This window comes from Actinoplanes oblitus (assembly GCF_030252345.1).
GTDB classification, from domain to species: Bacteria; Actinomycetota; Actinomycetes; order Mycobacteriales; family Micromonosporaceae; genus Actinoplanes; species Actinoplanes oblitus.
Window position 1 is genome coordinate 2,936,527 of sequence record NZ_CP126980.1, and the last position, 22,047, is coordinate 2,958,573.

Annotated in this window: 19 protein-coding genes; 10 read left to right on the forward strand and 9 right to left on the reverse strand. The window is 73.4% G+C overall.

What is annotated here, in order from left to right; translation table 11 throughout:
- The first annotated feature begins 8 nt into the window (after window positions 1-8).
- From Actob_RS13140 to Actob_RS13160, 5 genes are read left to right on the forward strand one after another with little or no spacing between them, the layout of a single operon-like run.
- The gene (locus tag Actob_RS13140) at window positions 9-548 is read left to right on the forward strand and encodes an RNA polymerase sigma factor (protein WP_284920439.1); all 540 of its coding nucleotides are present in this window, start codon (window positions 9-11) and stop codon (window positions 546-548) included.
- Entirely contained in the window at window positions 545-1,345 is an 801-nt protein-coding gene (locus tag Actob_RS13145; RefSeq protein ID WP_284920440.1) for a hypothetical protein, read from the forward strand. Before Actob_RS13140 ends, Actob_RS13145 begins: the two co-directional genes overlap by 4 nt.
- Window positions 1,342-2,220, forward strand: a complete 879-nt coding sequence (locus Actob_RS13150) for an ATP-binding cassette domain-containing protein (RefSeq protein WP_284920441.1) — start codon at window positions 1,342-1,344, stop codon at window positions 2,218-2,220. Before Actob_RS13145 ends, Actob_RS13150 begins: the two co-directional genes overlap by 4 nt.
- A complete protein-coding gene (locus tag Actob_RS13155) occupies window positions 2,217-3,809 on the forward strand; it encodes a hypothetical protein (protein ID WP_284920442.1) in 1,593 nt (530 codons plus the stop codon). Before Actob_RS13150 ends, Actob_RS13155 begins: the two co-directional genes overlap by 4 nt.
- A complete protein-coding gene (locus tag Actob_RS13160; RefSeq protein ID WP_284920443.1) occupies window positions 3,806-4,435 on the forward strand; it encodes a hypothetical protein in 630 nt (209 codons plus the stop codon). The genes Actob_RS13155 and Actob_RS13160 overlap by 4 nt, the downstream gene beginning before the upstream one ends.
- A gap of 3 nt (window positions 4,436-4,438) precedes the next feature.
- On the opposite strand, the gene Actob_RS13165 is transcribed toward Actob_RS13160, so the two are convergent.
- Window positions 4,439-5,209, reverse strand: a complete 771-nt coding sequence (locus Actob_RS13165; RefSeq protein WP_284920444.1) for an LLM class F420-dependent oxidoreductase — start codon at window positions 5,207-5,209, stop codon at window positions 4,439-4,441.
- A 9-nt stretch (window positions 5,210-5,218) separates the two neighbouring features.
- A complete protein-coding gene (locus Actob_RS13170; protein ID WP_284922307.1) occupies window positions 5,219-5,650 on the reverse strand; it encodes a hypothetical protein in 432 nt (143 codons plus the stop codon).
- Between the two features lie 209 nt (window positions 5,651-5,859).
- Between Actob_RS13170 and Actob_RS13175 the strand changes: the two genes are divergently transcribed.
- Complete coding sequence (locus Actob_RS13175; RefSeq protein WP_284920445.1) at window positions 5,860-7,566, forward strand: LamG domain-containing protein; 1,707 nt, start codon at window positions 5,860-5,862, stop codon at window positions 7,564-7,566.
- Between the two features lie 29 nt (window positions 7,567-7,595).
- Entirely contained in the window at window positions 7,596-8,225 is a 630-nt protein-coding gene (locus tag Actob_RS13180) for a DUF4241 domain-containing protein (protein WP_284920446.1), read from the forward strand.
- 538 nt (window positions 8,226-8,763) lie between these two features.
- On the opposite strand, the gene Actob_RS13185 is transcribed toward Actob_RS13180, so the two are convergent.
- On the reverse strand, window positions 8,764-10,164 hold the full coding sequence (locus tag Actob_RS13185) for an MFS transporter (protein WP_284920447.1): 1,401 nt from the start codon (window positions 10,162-10,164) through the stop codon (window positions 8,764-8,766).
- An 80-nt stretch (window positions 10,165-10,244) separates the two neighbouring features.
- On the opposite strand from Actob_RS13185, the gene Actob_RS13190 reads away from it, so the two are divergent.
- Window positions 10,245-10,811, forward strand: a complete 567-nt coding sequence (locus Actob_RS13190) for a TetR/AcrR family transcriptional regulator (protein WP_284920448.1) — start codon at window positions 10,245-10,247, stop codon at window positions 10,809-10,811.
- Window positions 10,812-11,331: 520 nt separating this feature from the next.
- Here Actob_RS13190 and Actob_RS13195 read toward each other — a convergent pair.
- From Actob_RS13195 to folP, 3 genes are all read right to left on the reverse strand, one after another.
- The gene (locus Actob_RS13195) at window positions 11,332-12,558 is read right to left on the reverse strand and encodes a transposase (protein WP_284920449.1); all 1,227 of its coding nucleotides are present in this window, start codon (window positions 12,556-12,558) and stop codon (window positions 11,332-11,334) included.
- Window positions 12,441-12,929, reverse strand: a complete 489-nt coding sequence (locus tag Actob_RS43995; protein ID WP_407653629.1) for a transposase domain-containing protein — start codon at window positions 12,927-12,929, stop codon at window positions 12,441-12,443. The genes Actob_RS13195 and Actob_RS43995 overlap by 118 nt, the downstream gene beginning before the upstream one ends.
- Window positions 12,930-13,440: 511 nt before the next feature.
- Window positions 13,441-14,298, reverse strand: coding sequence for a dihydropteroate synthase (folP, locus tag Actob_RS13200; RefSeq protein WP_407653703.1), 858 nt, complete (start codon window positions 14,296-14,298; stop codon window positions 13,441-13,443).
- A 211-nt stretch (window positions 14,299-14,509) separates the two neighbouring features.
- Here folP and Actob_RS13205 point away from each other — a divergent pair, with 211 nt between their 5' ends.
- A complete protein-coding gene (locus Actob_RS13205; RefSeq protein WP_284920451.1) occupies window positions 14,510-15,034 on the forward strand; it encodes a hypothetical protein in 525 nt (174 codons plus the stop codon).
- Window positions 15,031-16,620: a methyl-accepting chemotaxis protein gene (locus tag Actob_RS13210; protein WP_284920452.1), complete on the forward strand. Its 1,590-nt coding sequence runs from the start codon at window positions 15,031-15,033 to the stop codon at window positions 16,618-16,620. Before Actob_RS13205 ends, Actob_RS13210 begins: the two co-directional genes overlap by 4 nt.
- Before the next feature lie 32 nt (window positions 16,621-16,652).
- Here Actob_RS13210 and Actob_RS13215 read toward each other — a convergent pair whose 3' ends face one another.
- The 3 genes from Actob_RS13215 to cydB form a co-directional block, all read right to left on the reverse strand.
- Window positions 16,653-17,195 (reverse strand): TetR/AcrR family transcriptional regulator, encoded by a 543-nt coding sequence (locus Actob_RS13215; protein WP_284920453.1) that lies wholly within the window; start codon window positions 17,193-17,195, stop codon window positions 16,653-16,655.
- 9 nt (window positions 17,196-17,204) lie between these two features.
- Window positions 17,205-20,897 carry a thiol reductant ABC exporter subunit CydC gene (cydC, locus tag Actob_RS13220; protein WP_284920454.1) on the reverse strand — a complete coding sequence of 1,231 codons (3,693 nt, stop codon included), beginning with the start codon at window positions 20,895-20,897 and terminating at the stop codon, window positions 17,205-17,207.
- 167 nt (window positions 20,898-21,064) lie between these two features.
- Window positions 21,065-22,045 (reverse strand): cytochrome d ubiquinol oxidase subunit II, encoded by a 981-nt coding sequence (cydB, locus tag Actob_RS13225; protein WP_284920455.1) that lies wholly within the window; start codon window positions 22,043-22,045, stop codon window positions 21,065-21,067.
- Between the last annotated feature and the right edge of the window lie 2 nt (window positions 22,046-22,047).

Below are 22,047 nucleotides of genomic sequence, written 5' to 3' on the forward strand. Positions count from 1 at the left end.
GATGGGGTATGACCGGGACGACCGACGCTGAGTTGCTGGCCCGCATCGGGGCCGGCGACCGCAGCGCCTTTGAGGCGTTCTACCGGCGCCACGCGGCCTGGCTGGTGCTGCGCCTGCGCTACCGCTGCCTCGACACCACCCTGGTCGACGACGTGGTGCAGGAGACCTTCCTGGCCGTGTGGCGGGGTACCGCCCGGTACCGGGAACAGGGCGACGACGTGGCCGGGTGGCTGTGGCGGATCGGGTCGCGCCGGCTGGTCGACTCGCTGCGGGGGCACGGGGCCCGGCAGCGACTGGCCGGCTTGCTGGCGCGCCGGCGGTCCGCCGAGGCACCCTCCGCGGAGGAACAGGTGCTGGTCGGCGTGGAACACGGCGACCTGGGCGGGGCGCTCGCCCGGCTCTCCCCGGAACTGCGCGCGGTGGTGCAGGCGACGGTGCTCGACGGGCTGAGCACCGCGGAGGCGGCGGTGCTGCTCGGCATCCCCCGGGGGACGGTCAAGACCAGAGCCATGCGGGCCCGCCGGCAGTTGCGCGAGGAGCTGACATGACCGACGAATCCTGGCACCTGCCTGACGAACAGTTGCGACGGTACGGCGAACGGACCCTGGCTCCGCCGGTGCTCTGGTCGGTCGAAGCGCACCTGGTGGCGTGCGTGCCCTGCCGGGACCGGCTGGCCGCGGACCAGCCGGAGCTGGTGCGGGCCGGCTGGGAGCGGCTGGACGCCGAGCTGGACGCGCCGGTGCCCGGTGCGGTCGAGCGCCTGCTGATCCGGGCCGGCGTGGCCGGGCACACCGCCCGCCTGCTCGCCGCGACGCCGGTGCTACGGCTGTCCTGGCTGGCCGCCGTCGTGTCGACGCTGGCGCTCACGGCGCTGCTCGCCGCCGTCTCGCCGCCGGTGGTCTTCCTGGCGGTGGCGCCGCTGCTGCCGGTCTGCGGGGTCGCGCTGTCGTTCGGCCCGCGGGTCGACCCGACGTACGAGATCGCCGTGGTCGCGCCGACGCACATGTTCCGGCTGCTCCTGCTGCGCTGCGCGGCAGTGCTGTCGGTCACCACCGCGCTGAGCGCCGTGGCCAGCCTCGCGGTGCCGCACGTCGGCCTGGCCGCCCTCGGCTGGTTCCTGCCGGCGCTGACGCTGACCCTGCTCAGCCTCACGCTCACCGCCCGGCTCGGCCCGGTCCTCGCCGCCGCCTCGGTCGGTGCCGGCTGGCTCGCGGTGCTGGTCGCCACGCACGCCGCCGTCTTCGTCCCGGCCGGTCAGCTCGCGTCGGCGATCGCCGCGGTGCTGGCCGCGATCGTCCTCGTACGCGTCCGCCAAGCGTTCGACACCCCTAGGAGGTCCTGGTGACCGTCGTCGCGGCCACGTCAGTGGTCCACGCGTCCGGCCTGACCCTGCGGTACGGCCGCACCACCGCCCTGTCCGACGTGTCAGTCACGCTGCACGGCGGGGTGACGGGCCTGCTCGGCCCGAACGGCGCGGGCAAGACGACGCTGCTGCGGATCGTCGCCACCGCGCTCGTGCCCGATCGGGGCGCGCTCAGCGTGCTGGGCGCCGACCCGCGGACCCCAGCCGGCCGGCTCGCCGTGCGGCGGCGGCTGGGATACCTGCCGCAGGACCCCGGCTTCCACCCGGGCTTCACCGCTTTCGAGTTCGTCGACTACGTGGCGATCCTCAAGGAGCTGACCGACCGCCGGGCCCGCCACCAGGAGGTACGCCGGGTCCTGGACGCTGTCGGGCTGACCGGCCGGAGCGGCCGGAAGATCCGGGCGTTGTCCGGCGGGATGCGCCAGCGGGTGGCGCTGGCCGCCGCCCTGGTCGGCGACCCGGACCTGCTCATCCTCGACGAGCCGACGGTGGGCCTCGACCCCGAGCAGCGGCTGCGGTTCCGCGAGGTGATCGCCGAGCTGGGCGAGGGCCGCGCGGTGCTGCTCTCCACCCACCAGACCGAGGAGGTGATGGCGCTCTGCCAGCGCGTCGTCGTGCTGGACCGGGGCACGGTCCGGTTCGAGGGCACGCCGGCCGGCCTCGCCGCGCACGCCCGCGGACGGGTGTGGACTAGCGGCTCCCGGGCGCCCGGCGCGCTCGCGTCCTGGCGGGCGGGCGACGGGCGGTACCGCAATGTCGGTGCTCCGCCGGACGGGGCCGAGCTGCTCGAACCGACCGTCGAGGACGGCTACCTGACGCTGGTGGACTCGCCGGCCGGCGAGGAGGACCGGCGATGACCGCCGCGCTGGCCGAGCGGCCGGTGCACGCCCCGCAGCGGCCGGGCGACCCGCGCCGGGCCATGCTGGCGCTCGCCCGGGTCGAGGCGGCTCGGCTGCTGCGCCACCCGGCGGTGCTCGCCGGCCTGCTGCTGTTCGCCGGTCCGGAGGTGCTCCGGTGGCTGACCGGGCGGGCCGACCGATTCCCGGTGCTGCAGGACGCCGACTGGTCCCCGCAACTGCTCGCCCTGCTGGTGCTGGGCGGTGGCGCGCTGATCGGGGCCAACCTGGCGGCGTTGCGCGCCGACCGGCACGCCACCACCGGGTGGTACGACACGCTGGTACTGCCGCCGTCGTGGCGTACCGGCGGGTTCCTGCTGTCCGTGGTGCCGTTCGCGGTAGTGGTCGCGGCGCTGGCCGGTGCCCGGATCGCCCTGCTCGCCGCGCTGCCCGGTGCGGCCGGCCGGCCCAACCCGTACGAGCTGGCCCTGCTCCCCGCGGTGGCGCTGCTGTTCGGCGCGGCGGGCGTGCTGCTGGCCCGGCTGGCCCGCACGATGATCGCGGCACCCCTGCTGCTGCTGGCCGCGGCCGTCGTGGTCTTCGCCGCCGGCCTGTCGTCCGGGGCGAGCCGGGTGCGCTGGCTGCTCCCGGTGGCGGTGGAGGAACCGCCGATGCCGGTGCCGGTCGCGCTGATGTCCCGGCCGGCCGGCTGGCATCTGGCGTACGTCGCTGGCCTGGTCACCCTGGTCTCGGTGGCGGCGCTGGCCGTCGCCGGCGCGCGGGGGCGCCGCCTGATGGTGGCCGGTGCCGCCGGTCTGGCCGCTGCCGTCCTGGCCGGATCGGTCCAGTTGCTGCCGATGAGCGGCGCGGTCCGCGACGCCCGGGCCACCGCCGCCGAGCGTCCCGCCGCGATGCAGCGGTGCCGCCCGGTGGGCTCGGTCACCTACTGCGCGTTCGGTGACTTCGCGTCCTGGACCGGCGGGTGGGACGCCGTGGTGCACGGCGTGCTGCGCGCGGTACCGGCCGAGGTGGCCGGCCGGCCGCTCGTCGTCAGGCAACGGCTGTCCACAGTCGATCAGCTGACCAACGGCCGGATGGTGTCCGCCGAGGAGGGCGCCGCCGCGGCGCTGGCGTGGCAGCGGGTGGAGGCGGGCGCGGGCACCCCGGACGCGGTCACGGTGGGCACCCGGTGGGGCGACGACCTGTCCGAGGTGGGGCTGGCCGGCCTGGTCGCGCACCGGATCGTCACGCGGCAGCCGGCACCGGCGCACGGCCCGGTCTGCGGCGCGCGGGGTGTGCTGATCGCCTGGCTGGCCGGGCAGGCGACCCCGGAGACGGCCGCCGGCCTGCGCGAGGCGGACGCCACCAGCTGGGGCGGCGTGCCGTTCGGCGACATGCAGTTCCCGGTGGGGTTTTCGGTGCCGGACCGCGAGATGGCGGTGGCGTGGGCCCTGCTGAAGCGCCCGACCGGCGATGTCGCCGCGGTGGTCGCGCGTTCCTGGGGCGAGCTGACCGCCGCCGGCACGTCCGCCGACCGGGCCGGGGAGCTGTTCGGCGTTCCGGTGCCGCCGCTGCCGCGGGCCGAGGAGCGGATCCGGTGCGACGGATGAGCGTGCGGGTCCTCGCCCTGCTGCTGCGCCCGGCCGCGCGGGCCACGCCGTGGGTGGCGTTCCTGGCCGCGGCCGGCGTGGGGCTGGCGATCGTCGCCGTGCCCGCCGTCCTCTCGGTGACCCTGTCCCCAGCGGATCTCGTGGGGCTGCTGCGGGCCGCGGCGGTCTGCGGGGCGCTCGGCGTCGCGTTCCTCCTCGACGACCCGGCCGCGGCCACCATCGCGACGGTGCCCACCCCGCGCCCGGTCCGGTACGCCGCCCGGGCCGGCGTCGCGCTGCCTCCGCTGGCGGCGTGGTGGGCGCTGACCCTGGCGGTCACCGTGGCCGGTGCCGAGCACGGGACCGCCGCCGGCCTCCCGCTGGGCGGCGTCACGGTGGAGGCCGCCGCGCTCGGCGCCGCCGCGTTCGCCGTGGCGGCCGTCCGTCCCCGGGGCGGCGTCGTGGCCGCCCCGGCCGTGCTGGCGCTGGTCGCGGCGGCCAGCCAGTTCCCACCCGCGCTGGCGTTCTACGTGCCGCCCGGCGACGACCGGTGGGCCGCCGCCCACGGCCGGTGGGGCGTGCTGCTGGCGCTGGCCGTCGCGGGCGCGGTGAGTGCGGTCATGGAGCCCGCGCGACGGCGGGCGTAGCCGCTACTTGTTGACGTCGTCGCGCCAGGTCAGCCACTCGCGCAGTTCGCCCAGGTCCGGCTTGGGGCCGCCGACGTGCACGGTGAACATGCGGGCGCCCAGCTCGCGCGCGGCCTCCCGGGTGTCCGGCTTGGCGACCACCGAGACCTCGATCTCGTCGCGGTCGCGACCGATCGCCGCGCAGTGCTCCCCGAGCACGGTGAGCTTGTGCTCCAGCGCCTCGCCGGTCGCGAACGAGTGCCAGATGTCGGCGTGCTTGGCGACCAGGCGCAGGGTCTTCTTCTCGCCGCCGCCGCCGATCAGCACGGGGATCTTTCGGGTGGGCGGCGGGTTGAGCTTGCCCCAGCGGGACTCGATGCGGGGGAGAGCTTCGGCCAGGTCGTCGAGGCGGCCGCCGGCGGTGCCGAACTCGTAGCCGTACTCGGTGTAGTCGCGCTCGAACCAGCCCGAGCCGATGCCGAGGATGAGGCGGCCCTCGGAGATGTGGTCCACCGTGCGGGCCATGTCGGCCAGCAGCTCCGGGTTGCGGTAGCTGTTGCAGGAGACCAGGGCGCCGATCTCCACCCGGGAGGTGGACTCGGCCCAGGCGGCGAGCATGGTCCAGCACTCGAAGTGCAGCCCGTCCGGCTCGCCGCTGAGCGGGTAGAAGTGGTCCCAGTTGAACAGGACGTCCACCCCGGCCTCCTCGGCCTCGGCGGCGGTGCGCCGGATGGTGGGGTAGTCCATGTGCTGCGGCTGCAGTTGCAGCCCGATCCGAACCGGCCTATCGATCATGGAGAAAGCCTACGGGCAGGTGTTGTCGATTTTCTGCCCGACGGTCACGAAGTCGCCGTTGAGGAATGCCTTCGGGTCCTCGGACTGGCTGCCCCGGGTCAGGGCGGCGGCCACCTCGTCGACGGCGGCCCGCTGGGCCGGGTCGGAGCTCTGCGCACCGGCCGCGGTGACCTGGGTGGCCATGTCGGCGAAGGTTTTCTGCAGGCCGGCCTTGGCGTCGTCGCCCTTGTGCGTGGCCCAGCCGGCGGCCTTGACCGCGCCGTCCGTGAGGATCTTGTAGACCGCGGTGCACACGTATTTCGGCTGACCGGCCGAGGCGGAGGGCACCGGCGCGACGCTGAACGGCGCGGGGATGGAGTCGGGGTTGAGCTCGATCTCGCAACCGGCGGCCAGGGCCGCGGTCGCCAGCAGGGTGACGGACGCGGCGACACGGCGGAGCATCGGCACGGCATTCCCCTTTCTCTATCGCGTACGCGGCAGCATAGTTCCACCCGCCGGCAGTCGCCCATCCTGTGCGCCACCTTTGCCCGGATGGGAAGTTAGCTACGGACGTGGCCAGTTTCCCGAAAAAAGCCCTTATCGCCGGAATAGCGACTACCCTCGTCGCGGCCGGTGGCACTGCCTTCGCCGAGATCGTCTCGTCCAGCCCGGTGACGTCCCCCTCCTTCAACGGATCGGTCTACGCGGTCGCCTACCGGGGGAGCACCGTCTACGTCGGCGGCGACTTCACCCGGGCCATCGTGGACGGCCACAACGTGGCACGCACCCGGCTCGCCGCGTTCGACTCGCGCACCGGTGCCCTGCTCGACTGGAAGCCCAGCGCCGACGCCAACGTGCGCGCCCTCGCCGTGGACGGCGACACGGTGTACGCCGCCGGTGACTTCGACCGGATCAACGGCGAACCCCGGGACGCGATCGCCGGGCTGACCGCCGCCGAGGGCGCCCTCACCCCGCTCCAGCACACCGTCAACGGCCAGCCGAACGCCCTGGCCACCGGGCACGGCCGGGTCTACCTGGGCGGCCGGATCACCGCCGTGGACGGGACGCCCCGGGCCAACCTGGCCGCGTTCGACACCGCCACCGGGGCGCTCGACGGGTGGGCGCCGACCACCGACGACACGGTGAACGCGCTCGCGGCCGGGACCGACCGGATCTACCTGGGCGGGCGCTTCCACAAGACCAACGGGGCCCGGTCGACGCTGCGGCTGAGCGCGGTGCACCCGGAGACCGGGGTGCTCGACCGCACGTTCCTGCCGAAGCCGGTGTCCCAGGTGTTCGCCCTGGCCACTAACGACATCGCCGACGACGGGGTGTACGCGGCGCTGGGCGGGCAGGGCGGCCGGGCGGTCTCCTACACCCGGGACGGGGCGACCCGCTGGACCCGGGTGTTCGACGGGGACGCGCAGGCGATCACCGTGCTGGGCGGGACCGTCTACGTCGGCGGGCACTTCGACAAGGCGTGTACCACCACGAACAACGGCGTCAAGGGGATCTGCACGGACGGATCGGCGATCCGCGGGAAGCTGGCCGCCGTCGACCCGCAGGGCAACCTCCTGGAGTGGGCGCCGCAGGCCAACGGCGTCGCCGGGACCCGTTCCCTGGCGGCCAGCCCGGAACTCGGGTCGATCAGCGCGGCGGGAGACTTCACCGTCGTCGGCGGGCTGCCGCGCAAGCGCTACGCGGAGTTCGGCGCGCTCGCCCCGCGGACCGAGGACGCGCCGGCCACCCCGCAGTACGTGGCCGCCTACAACTTCGACACCACGATCGCGGACGGGACGTTCGACGACGGGTCGGGGCGGGGACACCTGCTGCGGATGGTGGCGCGCGCGGGTGGCGTACCGAAATTGGTGTCGCATGGCAACGGGCAGGCCTTGCAGTTCCCGGCCACATGCACCGGCGCGGCCTGTCCGCGCCTGGTGTTGCAGGGCGAGAGCTCACCGGATCTCAATCCCGGGACCAAACCCTTACGGTACGGCGCGGGCGTGCTGCTCTCCCCGGCCGAGACGTCCAGCGGTGAGAACATCATGCAGAAGGGCTACTCGACCGGCGGTGGCCAGTACAAGCTCCAGGTCGACGGCGTCTCCGGCAAGCCCAGCTGCGGTTTCGGCGCCGACACCGTCTATCTGGCGCGCAGCCGGGTGTCGGTGGCCGACGGCAACTGGCACAGCCTGGAGTGCCGGCGCACCGGCCCGACCCTGTCGATCCTGGTCGACGACGTGCTGCAGGCCGGCGTCCCGGTCCCGGTCGACGCCGGGGTGGACACCAGCGCGCCGTTGACGGTCGGTGGCAAGGGGGTCGGCGTCAACAACGATCAGTTCCACGGAACTCTCGATGACGTCTGGGTGCACATCGGATAACTGTCACACCGGTCCGGTACCTTGCGCGCATGCCTGATCTCGACCGCCTCCTCCAGGCCGGTGCCCGCCACGTCCAGGACGACGTGACCTACGTCGTCGAGTCGCACCCGCTGGGCCACCTCACCCTGCCCACCGGGCAGCTCGCCGCCTTCGACCCGGGTGTCACCGACGAGGACGACGAGCCGTTCACGATCGCCGTGCCCCCGGGGCGGTATCGCACCGTCGGCTGGGTCGCGGTCCTGGAGAAAGAGGACCGCGAGTGGCAGCGCCGGGTCGCCGCCCTGCAGCTGGTGATCCGCGACGAGCCGGTCGTGTCGTGGGAGCTCGCGCTGGTCGACGGCGACGACCCGGACGGGCTGGAGGAGGGCGAGTTCTACGGCTACGGGGTGGACACCGGCGCCGGCGCGTTCGCCGACATCACCGTGTCGCAGGCGCTGGCCCGGTGGGACGCCGAGGAGTTCGAGGAGGTGTTCGACCCGGACGAGTTCCCCGACGAGCCGGTGCCCGGCCACTTCGACTGGGTGATCGACAAGCGGACCGGAGGCAATGTGATCATGGTGGAGTCGGGGTGGGGGGACGGCTACTACCCGACCTACGTCGGCCGGACCGCCTCCGGCGAGGTGGCGTCCTTCGTCACCGACTTCCTGGTCCTGCCCTGATCCGTCGCGCCGGGGCCGGCCTTGATCCGTCCCGCCGCGCGCGGCCTTGATCCGTCCCGCCGCGCGGCCTTGATTCGTCCCGGGCTTCCTGCCTCGATTCGTCCCGCCGCGCGGCCCGGGGGAGGCGCGGCGTGTGCCGATCGGGGTCCGGGCCGGGCTCGGGAAAGATACAGCGTGTGCCGGTCGGAGGTCCGGCACACGCTGTCTTCGCTCGCCGGGGGCGGTGAGCGGCGCTCCGTGCCGCAGGCGGTCGGTGCGGGGCTCAGGGGTGGGACCGGCCGGACGAAGCCGGTGTCCTCGCGGTGACCAGGCGGCTCGGAATTGATGGTCATCGTTGCAGCCATGTTGCGCGAGTGCAACAGTTCGCCAGGCGATTGTTTCGGCTTGACTCATTTCGATCAGTCGGCGCGAGGCGGTTGCCGGGCGGCCGGGGTGGAGCGGCGCGAGGCGGCTGCGGCGGACGCCCGGCGGTGAAGGCGGCGCGAGGCGGCCGGAAGTCCGGGCCGCCTCGCGCCGTACCGTGAAGCCGGTCCGATCCTCAGGCGCGGCGCGGCAGGAAGAGCGCCGCCACCGCGCCCACCGCGATGATCGCGGACCCGGTCAGCACCGCGGGCCGGGTCCCGTCCAGGAATGAGTCCAGGCTGGTGTATCCGCCGAGCGAGCTGAAGATGGAGGACAGCGCCGCCACCCCGGCCGCCACGCCGAACTCGCGGATCGTGTTGTTGGTGCCCGAGGCCACGCCCTGCTCGGTCACGTCCACGCTGGCCAGCACCATCGTGCTGGTCGGCGCGAAGGTCAGCCCCATCCCGATGCCGGCCAGCACGAACGCGCCGATCAGCGACGGGTAGGAGGCGGTCACCGACAGGTCCAGGGCCATCCAGAGCAGGCCGCCGGCCAGGAAGACCTGACCCGCGAAGATCAGTACGCGCTGACCGACGCGACCGGCGAACAGGCCGGCGAGCGGGGCGACGATCATCGGGGCCGCGGTCCACGGCAGCGTCCGCAGGCCGGACTCCAGCGGGCTCAGCCCCTGCACCACCTGGAAGAACTGGGCGAGCAGGAAGACCGAACCGAACGCCCCGGCGGAGAACGTCAGGGTCACCGCGTTCACCAGGCTGAACCCGCGACTGCGGAACAGCCGCAGCGGCAGCATCGGGGTGTGGTTGCGGGCCTGCCAGAACAGGAACCCGGCGAGCAGCGCGACCGCCGAGCCGAGCATGGTCAGCACCCGCGCCGAGGTCCAGCCCTTGTCCGGGCCGTCCACCACGCCCCAGATCAGCAGCAGCATGCCGCTCGCGGAGAGCACCAGGCCGAGCGGGTCGAGCCGGCGGCCGTCGCCCCGTGACTCGTCGAGCACCGTGGTGGCCAGGACCACCGCGACCACGCCGACCGGGACGTTCAGCCAGAAGATCCAGGACCAGTGCAGGCCGTCGACGACAGCGCCACCGACCACCGGGCCGACCGCGACGCCGAGCCCGGTGATGCCGCCCCAGATGCCGACGGCGGCGTTGCGCAGGCGTGGTGGCACGGCGGTGGCCAGCAGGGTCAGTGCCAGCGGGGTGATCGCCGCGCCGCCCAGGCCCTGCACCGCCCGCGCGGCGGTGAGCTGCCACGCCTCGGTGGAGAGCGCGGCCGCCGCGGAGGCGAGCGTGAAGATGAGGATGCCGCCGAGGAACATCCGCCGCCGGCCGAGCCGGTCGCCCAGCGCCGCCGCGGTGAGCAAGAACGCCGCGAACGGCAGCGTGTACGCGTTGACGAACCACTGCAGGTCGGTGATCGACGCGTGCAGCTCGGTGCGGATCACCGGCAGCGCGGTGCTGACCACCAGGTTGTCCAGCGAAACCATGAAGGTCGGGATGCCGACCGCGGCGAGCACTGCCGCGAGCGGGCGGGCGGCTCGGGCCCGGGTGACGGGCTTGTCCGAAACGAGAGTGGTCACGTCTTCCCCCTGAAGCGCGCCGAGAAGTTGTTATCGGCTGATAACTAAGCACGGTAAGCATCGACTGATAACATGTCAACATGACTCGGAGCCGCCTCACCGCATCGGAACGCCAGGAGCAGATCGTCCACGCCGCCCTGCAGGCCTTCGCGCAGGGCGGATACATCGGCACGTCCACCGACCAGGTGGCGCGACTGTCCGGTGTGTCACAGCCGTACGTGATCCGGATCTTCGGCTCGAAGCAGGAGCTGTTCCTGGCCACCGTCCGCTACGCCGGCCGGCGCATCGAAGCCACCTGGCGCGCCGCCGCCGAGCGCGAGCCCACGCTGGCCAGCCTCGGCAGCGCCTACCAGGACCTGCTGGCCGAGCGGGAACTCCTGGTCGTCCTCCTGCACGGCTTCTCCGCCGCCGAGGAACCGGTCGTCGGCGACGCCGTCCGCGCCTGCTACGGCAGTCTCTATCAGACGGTTCGCGACCTCACCGGCTGCTCGCCGGAGGACGCCCGCGACTTCTTCGCCATGGGCATGCTGATCACCGTGCTGGGCGCCATGCGGGTGCTGGGCCCCGACTCGGTCGCCCCGCAGCCCTGGATGACGTCCCTGCTCAGCACCTTCCACGACCAGACCGACCCGCCCGCCGAGCACTAGAACCACCCCGCCCCCTCACGGCCGTCTCCCCTCACGACCGCCCATTTCCGGTACGCCCGGAAGCCCCGCCCCCTCACCCCGCACCCCGTCCCGCCTCGTCGTCACCGCCCGCCTTGTAGGCCGCATGCCACCGTCACGCCCAGCCGACCGTCTCCGGCTGGTCCTCGCGGTGGTGTCCCGAGCCTGGATGCCACCGTCACGGCCAGCCGGCCGTCTGCGGCTGGTGCTCGCGGTGGTGTCCCGGGCCTGGATGCCACCGTCACGCCCAGCCGGCCGTCTCCGGCTGGTCCTCGCGGTGGTGTCCCGGGCCTGGATGCCACCGTCACGGCCAGCCGGCCGTCTCCGGCTGGTCCTCACGGTGGTGTCCCGAGCCCTGATACGACCGTCACGGCCAGCCGGCCGTCTCCGGCTGGTCCTCACGGTGGTGTCCCGAGCCCGGATGCAACCGTCGCGCCAAGCCGGGTGTCTGCGGCTGGTGCTCGCGGTGGTGTCCCGGGCCCGGATAGGCAAGGCCGCGCAGTTAAGGGCTGTGGGTGGTTGTCGACACTCGTGTTGGTGATGCTGTGAAGTGGCCGCGGCGGGGTCTGGTGATGTAGTTCCTTTTGATCATGTCGTGGAGTTTGTTGCGGGCTTGGGTGTAGCTGATACCGGCGTGTTCAGCGATTTCGTGGATGCTGTATGGCTGGTCAGGGCGGGTGGTGAGGTAGTCGAGGATGTGCCGTGACAGCATGCCGGTGGGTTGGCGGCGGTGGGGCCGTTCGGTGGGCGCTGGGGTGTGGGTTCGGGTCTGGATCGTGTAGGTGCGCTCGATGATGGTGGTGCTGGCGGTCGGGCGTGGATCGAGGGCGGCTTTGCCGCTGTGGCGTGATACCGGGCATTTGACACTGCGGTCGCTGGTGCGGTCGCGTCGTTGGCCGAGTGTGTTGCGGCTGGCCGTGCCGGTCAGGGTGGGCCCGGTGCTGTCGGGCAGGATGCCGTCGGCGTGGATGACCTGGTCACGGGCGTGTTCCAGAGCGGTGGTGAAACTGCAGCGGTCCGGGTCGGTGCGGTGTCCGTGTTCGGCGGCCTCGACCATCGCGGCGCGGATCATCTGGTAGAGGGTGAGCAGGGCCCAGAGTTCCTGTGCCAGCCCGGACGGGCTGCCCGAGCGCAGGACACGGCCGGCGAACAGGGTGTGTTTGAGGGCGTAGAACGCCGATTCGATCTCCCAGCGTTCGTGGTAGAGCCGTAGCAGCACCACTGCCGGGTGCCGGTGGTGATCCAGCAGCGTGGTGGCCAGCCGGTAACCGGTGTTGATCGTGGTGCCGTCGGCCATGACACTGCTCACGCCGGCTTCGATCACTCGTACCCGCAGGTCACCGAAGCGGGTCAGATAGCAACCGTCGGGCAGTGGCTGGTCTACTCGCGGGCGGCGGTTCCCGCCGATGCGGACCAGGAACTGGGCCCCGGTCGCAGCGATCTGGGCCAGCAACTCGTCGCCGTCGAACCCGCGGTCGGCCAGGACCAGCATGTCCGCGGTGAGCAGGTGCAGCAGCCGGCGGGCATAGCCGGGCTCGCCGCCAGGACCTTGCGGCCCGAACCTGACACCGAGCAGTCCCCGGGTGCCGGTCTCGACCAGCGCCATCAGCATCAGCTGGGGATACCCGGCCCAGCCCAGCCGGTGATGGACCTTGCCGAGCCAGCCCCGCTGCCGCGGATTGTCCGCACTCTTGAACGAGCAGCAGCCGTCGAATGCCACCGTCCGCATCCCTCGATACGACACCCCCGGCGTGTCCGGCCGGGCCAGAGCACCGGCCACGACCTCGAACAACGCCCGTAACGGCGCCGGACCGACCGCCGGCGGGCCTGCCGTAACGCCGACTCCGACGGCGACGGCAACGACAGCTGTTTGAGCCCGGACACCATCTTCGCCCACACCAGCGCGTACCCCAGATGAGGGAACATCCCCAACGCGATCACGAAATAGACGACCACCCGTGACGGCAGAACCCGTACCCGCCGCTGCACCCGCCCGGTCCCCGCCAACACATCATCCACCAGCTCAAACGGCAGGAAACGAGTCAACTCCCCAGCATGCCCGGGCGCGAACACACCCGCCGCGACAGTGACAGAACGCATCAAGGTGACCGTGACAGACTCGACAGACAACGGGACCTCCCGGACAGCAGATAGATCTTGGTCGACTACCTGCCTACCGCGAGGTCCCGTTCCTCATACAGCCCTATCCACCGAACGAGTGTCGCCAACCACCCAAACCCCTTAACTGCGCGGCATTGCCCGGATAGGACCGTCACGGCCAGCCGGGCAGCGCTGCGGCCGGGCAGTGGGCTACGCCGGGACTCGGTGCGCACGGGAACCGACCGGGTCAGCGACGGATCGCCACCGGCGGCCGGGACCGTGACCAGCAGCCCACGGTGGCCTGGCGCTCGGACCCTGACCGACCGCGGACCGCTGGCGAGGCGCTGATCCGGAGCGGCGCGGTGTCCCCGACCCGGGATTCAGCCCGGGGTAGCGTCGCGGTCATGAGTGGGGCGGACGTCGCGGGCAGGCACGGGACGGGTGGGTGCGCCTGTCTCGGCCCGAGAGCGTACAAAAGCGGGTTGAGCCTGATCGGAAGCGGTCTGAGAGTTCAGATGTTGTGGCGGAGGTAGGCCGGTTCGCGCCAGCCGAGCATGGCCTCGGTCATCCGGATGGCGTCGGCGGCGGCGCGGACGTCGTGGACGCGCATGATGCGGGCGCCGCGGAGGATGCTGAAGACCACCGTGGCGAGCGTGCCCGCGAGGCGTTCCTGCTGCGGGCGGTCCAGGGTCTCGCCGATGAAGTCCTTGTTGCTGAGAGCGGCGAGCATCGGGTAGCCGATGGCGGCGATCTCGTCGAGGCGGCGGGTGAGCTCCAGCGAGTGCAGGGTGTTCTTGTTCAGGTCGTGGCCCGGGTCGATGATGATCTGTTCCGGTCGGACACCGCGGGAGAGGGCCAGTTCCACCTTCTCCCGGAGGAAGGCGCCGACCTCGGCCGTCACGTCGTCGTAGCGGGGGCTGGGGTACAGGGTGCGCGGCGCGGCCAGGCTGTGGCAGATGACCAGCTGGGCGTCGGTGCCGGCGACCACGTCGGCCATCTCCGGGTCGCGCAGGCCGGAGGTGTCGTTCACGACGCCGGCGCCGTGCTTGATCACCTCGGCGGCAACCTCGGGACGGAACGTGTCGACCGAGACCACGGCGAGGTTCTGGGCGGCCTCGACCACCGGCAGCACCCGGTCCAGCTCCTCGGCGGCGGTCACCTCGGGGCCGGGCGCGAACGGCACCCCGCCGATGTCGATCCAGTCGGCGCCGTCGGCGGCCGCGGCCCGGACCGCCTCGGTCGCCTTCTCCAGCGCGAACGTGCGGCCCTTGTCGTGGAACGAGTCGGGCGTCCGGTTCACGATCGCCATCACGACGACCTGCCGGGAGAAATCGAAGGTCCGGTCGCCGATGACCCGGGCGCCACTGATGTCGCTCACGGTCGCCGACCCTAACAAGAGCCGATGACCGCTGGCAGCCGACCCTGACAAGAGCTGGTCGCCGACCTGACGAGAGCCGATGACCGCTGGCAGCCGACCCTGACAAGAGCTGGTCGCCGACCTGACGAGAGCCGATGACCGCTGGTAGCCGACGTGACAAGAGCTGGTCGCGGACCCGGGCCGGGCTGGCTAGCGTTTGCGCATGCGGATCCCTCTCGCGCGCACCAGCACCGAGACGACGCTGTTCCTGGAACTGTCCCCGTGCGCCTGCGGCAACGGCGAATTCCCAGGTCGCGGCCTGCCCTGGAGTGCCACGGTGCTGGACGTGGGTGAGGAGAACACCCTCCGGTACGACTGGAGCTGCCCCGGCTGCGGACGGTATCGGGAGTACTCGTTCCGTACCCCGGGCGAGCCGGAACCGTTCCCCCGGCAGGGGGAAATCTTCCGCTGGGGCGACGGGGTCACCCCGTCCCAGCTGCTCGACCCGGGCCAGTGGATGCTGGTCGCCGACCGCTTCGCCGAGCAGGACCGGGCTCGGGCCGCCGCGGCGGTCGACGAGGTGCTGCTCTTCGTCCGGAGACGGATGCTGGGGAGCTGGGCGGTGCCCCGGTCGGCGTTCCGGACCGCTGCCGGCCGGGCCCGGTATCGCCGGGATCCGCGCGAGTTCACCCGGGATCGTCTGGAGATCGCCCGCGACGGCTACCGGGATGCCACTGTGAACGGGTGACTCGTCTGCTCGCCGACCGGCGGGTCGGTACCAAGATCATGTTCGCGGTGCTGGTCGTCGCGCTGCTCAGCGTGGCCGACGGCCTGTTCGCGATGGACAGTTTGGGCACGACGAACGACCAGGTCAAGGCCGGTTATCAGCACAGCCTGGAGCTGGAGGCGATCGGGAACCTGCGCAGCGCGGTGAACCGGGTGTGGCTGGCGGTCGGCGACGATCTGCTGGCCGCCGACAGTGCCGGGCGGTCGGCCGCGACGTCCACGCTGAGCACCGCGGAGGAGCAGGTCGATCAGTACGCCACGAAGTACGGCAGCTATCCGATCGGCGATGCGGCCTCGTCGGCGCTGACCGCCTTCAGCGCGGTGTGGGTGAAGTACCGGGATCTGGTGGGTGGCACGCTGCTGCCACTGGCGCGGACCGGTGACCGGGCCCGGGTCGACGCGGTACGGGCGTCGCAGGTCGCCCCGCTGATGACCGAGGTACGCACCCAGCTGACCACGCTCTCCGACCTCACCGTCCAGGCCACCGCGGTCCAGGAGACGGACGCCGAGAGCCGCTATCAGTCCACCAAGTGGCGGGTACTGATCATGCTGGCGCTCTCCGCGCTCGTCGGGGTGGCGCTGGCCGTGACGGCGAGCCGGATGATCGTACGGCCGCTGTCCCGCTGCGTCGCGGTGCTCGACCGGCTGCGTGACGGCGACCTGACCGCCCGCGCCGACGTGCACAGCCGCGACGAGGTGGGGCGGATGGCGGAGGCGCTCGATCACACCGCCGAGGCGATGGACGGCATGGTCAACCGGGTACGCACCAGCGCCGACGTGCTCGCCTCCGCCGCCGAGGAGCTGTCCACCGTCTCGGCCCAGCTCTCGGTCTCCGCTGAGGAGACGTCGGCGCAGGTCAGCACGGTTTCCGAGTCGGCCGGCCGGGTGTCCGAGGGGGTGCAGGCGGTCTCCGCCGGTGCCGAGGAGATGGGCGTCTCGATCCGGGAGATCGCCAACAGCGCCAACGAGGCGGCCGGCGTGGCAGCCGATGCGGCCCGCACCGCGGAGCACACCAACACCAGCGTGTCCCGCCTCGGCGAGGCGTCCGCGCAGATCAGCACGGTGGTCGCGCTGATCACCTCGATCGCCGAGCAGACCAACCTGCTCGCCCTGAACGCGACCATCGAGGCCGCCCGGGCCGGCGAGATGGGCAAGGGGTTCGCGGTGGTGGCGGCCGAGGTCAAGGACCTGGCGCAGGAGACCGCGCGGGCCACCCAGCAGATCACCGCTCAGGTGGCCGCGATCCAGACCGAGACGGACGGCGCGGTGCACGCCATCCAGCAGATCGCCGCGGTGATCGCCACGATCAACGACTACGCGACGACGATCGCGGCGGCGGTGGAGGAGCAGACCGCCACCACCGCGGAGATCGCCCGCAGCGTCGGCCAGGCGGCGGAGGGTTCCACGGCGATCGCCGGGACCATCGCCGGGGTGGCGCAGGCGGCGGCCCAGGTGACCTCGGGCGCCACCGAGACGCAGCAGACGGCTGCCGAGCTGGCCCGGACCGCCGCGGACTTGCAGGCCACGGTGGCGGCCTACCGGACGTGAGGGGATCGCCGCGTGCCCTCACCCACGGGAGGTCACCGGCGGACCAGCTCGGTGATCCAGTCCAGGGCTACCCGCGCCTGCTCCGGCGGCCCGCTGTGCAAGCCGTCCACGATCAGCCAGATCCGATCGGCCAGCAGGGCGTCGCCACCCAGCTCCGCCACCAGCCGATCCACCACCGCGCGGCTGTCCGCCAGATAGCCGCGGGCCACCCGGGCCGGCTCGTCGGTCGCCCCCGGGAACTCGGTCAGGTAGTTGCGGAAGGCGCAGCCGCGATACCCCGGGCGGCGGGTGCTCTCGGCGATCTCGGCGACCAGGGCGACGAGCTGCTCGGCGGGGCCGTTCGCCCAGCGCAGCGCGGCCGCGGTGGCCTGCTCCCGCTCCCGCCGGGCCAGCGTGAGGTAGGCGGCGGCCAGGTCCGCCTTGCTCGGGAAGTGCCGGTAGAGCAGGTTCTTGCCGCAACCCGCGACCTCGACGACCTGGGCCATGCCGACGGCGCGGACGCCGTACCGGTAGAACAGCCCGGCGGCCGCGGTCAGGATGGTGTCGCGGGTACCCGGGACCGGCGTACGTGCCATGATCCCAGCCTAGATGACTCCGACATTTAGCTTAGCGCTGGACAGTTCGTAAATTTCGTCCACAAGGTCGAGGCCCTCCGCCCGGTGCGCGAAGACCAGCACGGTACGTCCGGACGCCGCGTCCAGCAGGTCGGCCATCAACTCGCGCGCCCCGGCCTCGTCGATGCCCTCGGTCGGCTCGTCCAGGATCAGCAGCGCCGGATCGGCCAGCAGCGCCCGGGCCGTCGCCAGCCGCCGCCGCTGCCCGCCCGACATCGTGCTGCCACCGGCACCCAGCCAGGTGTCCAGGCCGTCCGCCAGGCCGGCCAGCCACGGGCCGAGACCGACCCGCCGCAGCGCGGCGACAAGCTGCGGATCGGTCGCGGCGGGCATCGCGAGACGGAGATTTTCCCGTACGGTGGAAGCGAACACATGCCCGGTCTCGCCCCCGACCAGCAGGGCCTTCCCTCCGACCCGGACATCGCCGGCCCGCGGCGCCAGCAGCCCGCCGAGCACCGCCCCGAGCGTCGACTTCCCCGAACCGGACCGGCCGGTGATCGCGACCTTGGCGCCGGCCGGCAGGGTCAGGTCCAGGCCGTCGAGCGCCGGTTCCGCGGCGGGATCCCAGCCCGCCACCAGCCCCGATACCCGGACCACCCCGTCCGCGACCCCCGCGCCGTCTCGCCGCGATCCGTCGTCTCGCCGCGATCCGTCGTCTCGCCGCGATGCGTCGTCCGGCCGCGATCCGGCATCCAGCTGCGCTCGGTCGTCTCGCCGCGATCCGTCGTCCGGCCGCGATCCGGCGTCCAGCGGTGCGAGGGCCGTCGTGGGTGCCGGGTCCGGGCCGGGAAGGCGCCGGTCGGTCGTGGTCAGGGCGGCGACCCGGCGTTCGGCGCCGGCCGCCCGCCGCCGGGCGATCGCCGCGTCGGGCAGCGCCACCACCGGCTCGCCCAGAGCGATCACTCCGAGCAGCAGCACCGCACTCCACTCCGCCGAGATCCCGGCCCCGGCCAGAAGCAGGGCGGTCCCGCCCGCCGCCACCGCCCACCCGAGATGCGCGATCGCCGTGGCCAGTCCGGCAGTCCGCGCCGCTCGCGCCTCCAGGTCCGCGAGGGTGCGGCTGCGATCCTCCGGTACGCCGGAGCGCCCGCCGCCGGCCGCCAGCTCCTCGACCCCGTCCACCGTCTCCACCATGGCGTCCCGCAGCGCGGCCCGCGCCACCGCCGTCGCCGCCTCCTGCCGGTCCGCCTGCCAGCCGGCCACCAGCGGAGCGATCACCCCGGCCGTCAGCAGCCCGATCGCGAGCGGCGCGATCACCGCCGGCGAGATCAGTACCGCCGCCGCGGCGGCCACCACCACGGTCACCGCCGCGGTCCAGGCCGGCAACCAGCCCCGGAGCAACCCGTCCACCCGCGCGTCCACGTCGTCGACCAGCCGGGTCAGCAGGTCCCCGCGCCGGTGCAGCAGCGGCCCCGGCACCCGCGGGATCAGACTCGCGTAGATCCGGGCCCGCCGCCGCCCCAGCCGCGCGAACGCCACGTCGTGCGCCACCAGCCGCTCCAGGTACCGCAGCAGCGGCCGGGCCACCGCACTCCCACGCACCAGCACCACCGCCGCGGACAGCGTCAGCACCGGCGGCAACGACGCGGCCCGCACCAGCAGCCACGCCGCGGATCCGGTCAGCACCAGCCCGCCGAGCACCGCCGCCGCCCCCAGCGCCACCGCCACCCAGACCCGCCGCCACCACGGCGCCGCGGCCTCGCCCGTGCCCACGTCGCCACGCCGGTCGTCCCCAGCCGGCCCGGCGTCCGGCCCGCTGTTCGCCGCCGCGGAGAAAGCAGCCGGCATCACGCCCGTCTCGCGAGCCGGTGGCCGCAGGTCGACGACGCGATCGGCGGCGGCGAGCAGTGCCGGCCGGTGCGCGACCACCAGAACGGCGCATCCACGTTCGGCGAACTCCCGCAACCGCGCGATCACCACCCCCTCGGCATCCGGGTCCAGATGCGCTGTCGGCTCGTCGAGCAGCAGGGTGACCACCGGCGCCGGGCGGCGTCTCGGCCCGGCTCCGTCGCGGTGCCGACAGTCGGCAGCCCGCTCGGCCGGGGCCATCGCGCGCCCGGCCCGGTGCAGCAGCGCGGCCAGCGCCAGCCGCTGCCGCTGACCGGCGGAGATACCGTTCCCGTGCTCGCCGAGCGGCGTGGCCGGGGTGACCTCGCCGTCCAGCCCGACCATCCGCAGCGCATCCCGGACCTCGTCGTCGGTGGCGTCCGCGGCGAAGGCCTCACCGATCGTCCGCGCATACGGCAACGCCGGACGCTGCGACAGATGAAACGCCCGCCCCACCGCGATCGCCCCCGAGCCGGCCGGGTGCAGCCCGGCGAGCACCCGTAACGCCGTGCTCTTGCCCGCCCCGGACGGTCCCCGCAGCGCGACGATCTCGCCCGCCCGGACCGCCAGTTCGCGAAGGTGCAGCGCGTCGCCGCCCACGCCGGGGTAGCCGGCGCGCACCCCGGCCGCGAGCACCCCCCACCGCCCGGTCGCCGCCAACGCGGCCCAGTCCGCAGCCCCCACCCCGGCCGCAGACCCCCGGCTGGTCGTCACGGTGGTCTCCGGCGCCTTGTTACCACCGTTCGTGCCAGCCGCGTGGTTCTGGCTGGTCGTCAGGGTGGTCTCCGGCGCCCTGATGCCACCGTGTGTGCCAGCCGCGTGGTTCTGGCTGGTCGTCACGGTGGTCTCGGGTGTGTTGATACCACCGTGAGTGCCAGCCGCGAGGATCTCGTCTACGTCGGCGATCACAGCGGTGGCGTCGGTGGCGGCGTGGTAGCGGGCGGCCATCTCGCGCAGCGGCCGGTACGCCTCCGGCGCCAGCAGGATCGCCAGCAGGGCCGGGGCCAGCGGCATCGAGCCGTCGGCCACCCGGACGCCGGCCTGCACGGCGATCAGCCCCACCGACAGGGTGCCGACCAGGTCCAGCGCTGTCGACGACAGGAACGCCACCCGCAGCACGCGCAGGGTGGCCCGGCGGTGCCGGTCGGTCAGGCCGGCGATCACGGCGATCTGGCGTTCGGCCCGGCCGAAGACCCGGAGGGTGCCCAGGCCGCGCACCACGTCGAGGAAGTGGCCGGCCAGGCGGGCGTCGGCGGCCCAGCGTTGCCGGGCGCGGGACCGGGTGGCCCAGCCGATCAGGGCGCCGAGCAGCGGGACCAGCGGCAGGGTGAGCAGGGCGATCACCGCGGAGGCCGGGTCGGCCAGGGCCATCACGACGATCACCGCGGGTGGCAGCAGCACGCCGAGGACCAGGGACGGCAGGTAGCCGGAGAACCACGGGCGCAGCGCGTCCAGCCCGGTGCCGAGGACCGTGGTGAGCCGGCCGGCGCCGTAGGAGGCGACCCAGGCCGGGCCGCGCCGGACGACGGCGGCGAGTAGGGAGCGGCGCAGTTCGTCGGTGACCCGGGCGGCGGTGCGACGGGCCACCACCTGTTCGGCCCAGGAGAGCAGGCCGCGCGCCGCGAAGGCCCCGGCCAGCAGGGCGATCGCGGCCGGCCGGGACCCGCCGAGCGGGAACGACCGGGAGAGCGACGGGGCGACCACCCAGCAGAGCGCCACAGCGATGGCGAGCGTCGCGCCCGCCTGCCCGGTTCCGATCAGGGCGAGCGCGGCGACTCCGGCGCGCCCCGACCGCGCGTGACGCAGCAGACGCGGGTCGACCGGTCCACGCGCCACGCGGCGGCCGGGTGCTGTGGGCGTACCCCGATCGGGGTTTGCGGAGACGGCCCGCGAGCGGGAAGCGAGCCGGGGGCGGGAAGCGGTCCGGAGGCGGGACACGAGACGGAGGCGGGACACGAGACGGAGGTCGGCGGAGCCGGCGGCCCGCACCGCCGCCCGAGGGCTCACGACGGCACCCGCTCGCTCGCGATCCGGCGCCGGAAGACCCAGTAGGACCAGGCCTGATAGGCCAGCACCCCGGGCAGGATCAGCACACCCGCGACAGTGATCAGTTTGAGTGCCGACGGGCTGGCCGCGGCCGCCTCCCGGGTCAGCGACCACCGCGGGTCGAGGGTGCTGCGCAGCACCACCGGCCCGTGCGCGGTGAAGACCGCGACCACCGCCCCGGCCACCCCGGCCGCGGTCGCCGCGAACGCCGCGCCCTCCCGCCCGCGCCGGGCCAGCATCCCGGCGACGAAGCACAGCACCGCCGCGACCAGCGCGAGCCGTGAGCCGGTGGCGATCCCGGCGAGCAGCAGGCCGGCGGCGCCGGCGTTGCCGCAGTGCCGGGCCAGGGTGGTCGCGCGGCGCCGCACCGGCCCGGTGGTACGCAGGGCCAGGAAGGTCCCGCCGAGCAGCACCGTGGCGAGCAGCGCCGCCAGCGCACCGAGCCCGGCGGCCGGGGTGAGCAGCGGGGAGAGGCTGCGGCTGAGACCGTTCCCGATCACGACGCCGTCGGCGCCCAGCCGGAGACCGTCGACGAAGACGCCGAGCTGGGCGCCCCAGAGCAGCACCACGCCGGCCGACGAGCCGGCCAGCAGCAGGTCGCAGCGGCGGCGCCAGGCGGGGGAGTCGTGCTTGCCGCGGAACTCCAGGGCGGTGCCGCGGACCGCCAGCAGCAGCAGGATCCCGACCATCGGCAGGTAGAGGGCGGAGAGCAGGACCGCGTACCAGTCGGGGAAGGCGGCGAAGGTGACGCCGATCGCCGCGACCAGCCACACCTCGTTGCCGTCCCAGAACGGGCCGATGGTGCGGATCGCGGCGCCGCGCTCGTGCTCGTCGCGGCCGAGGAACGGGGCGAGCACGCCGACACCGAAGTCGAAGCCCTCGAGGACGAAGTAGAGCACCCAGGCGAGGACGAGGATCGCGAACCAGAAGGTGATCATGC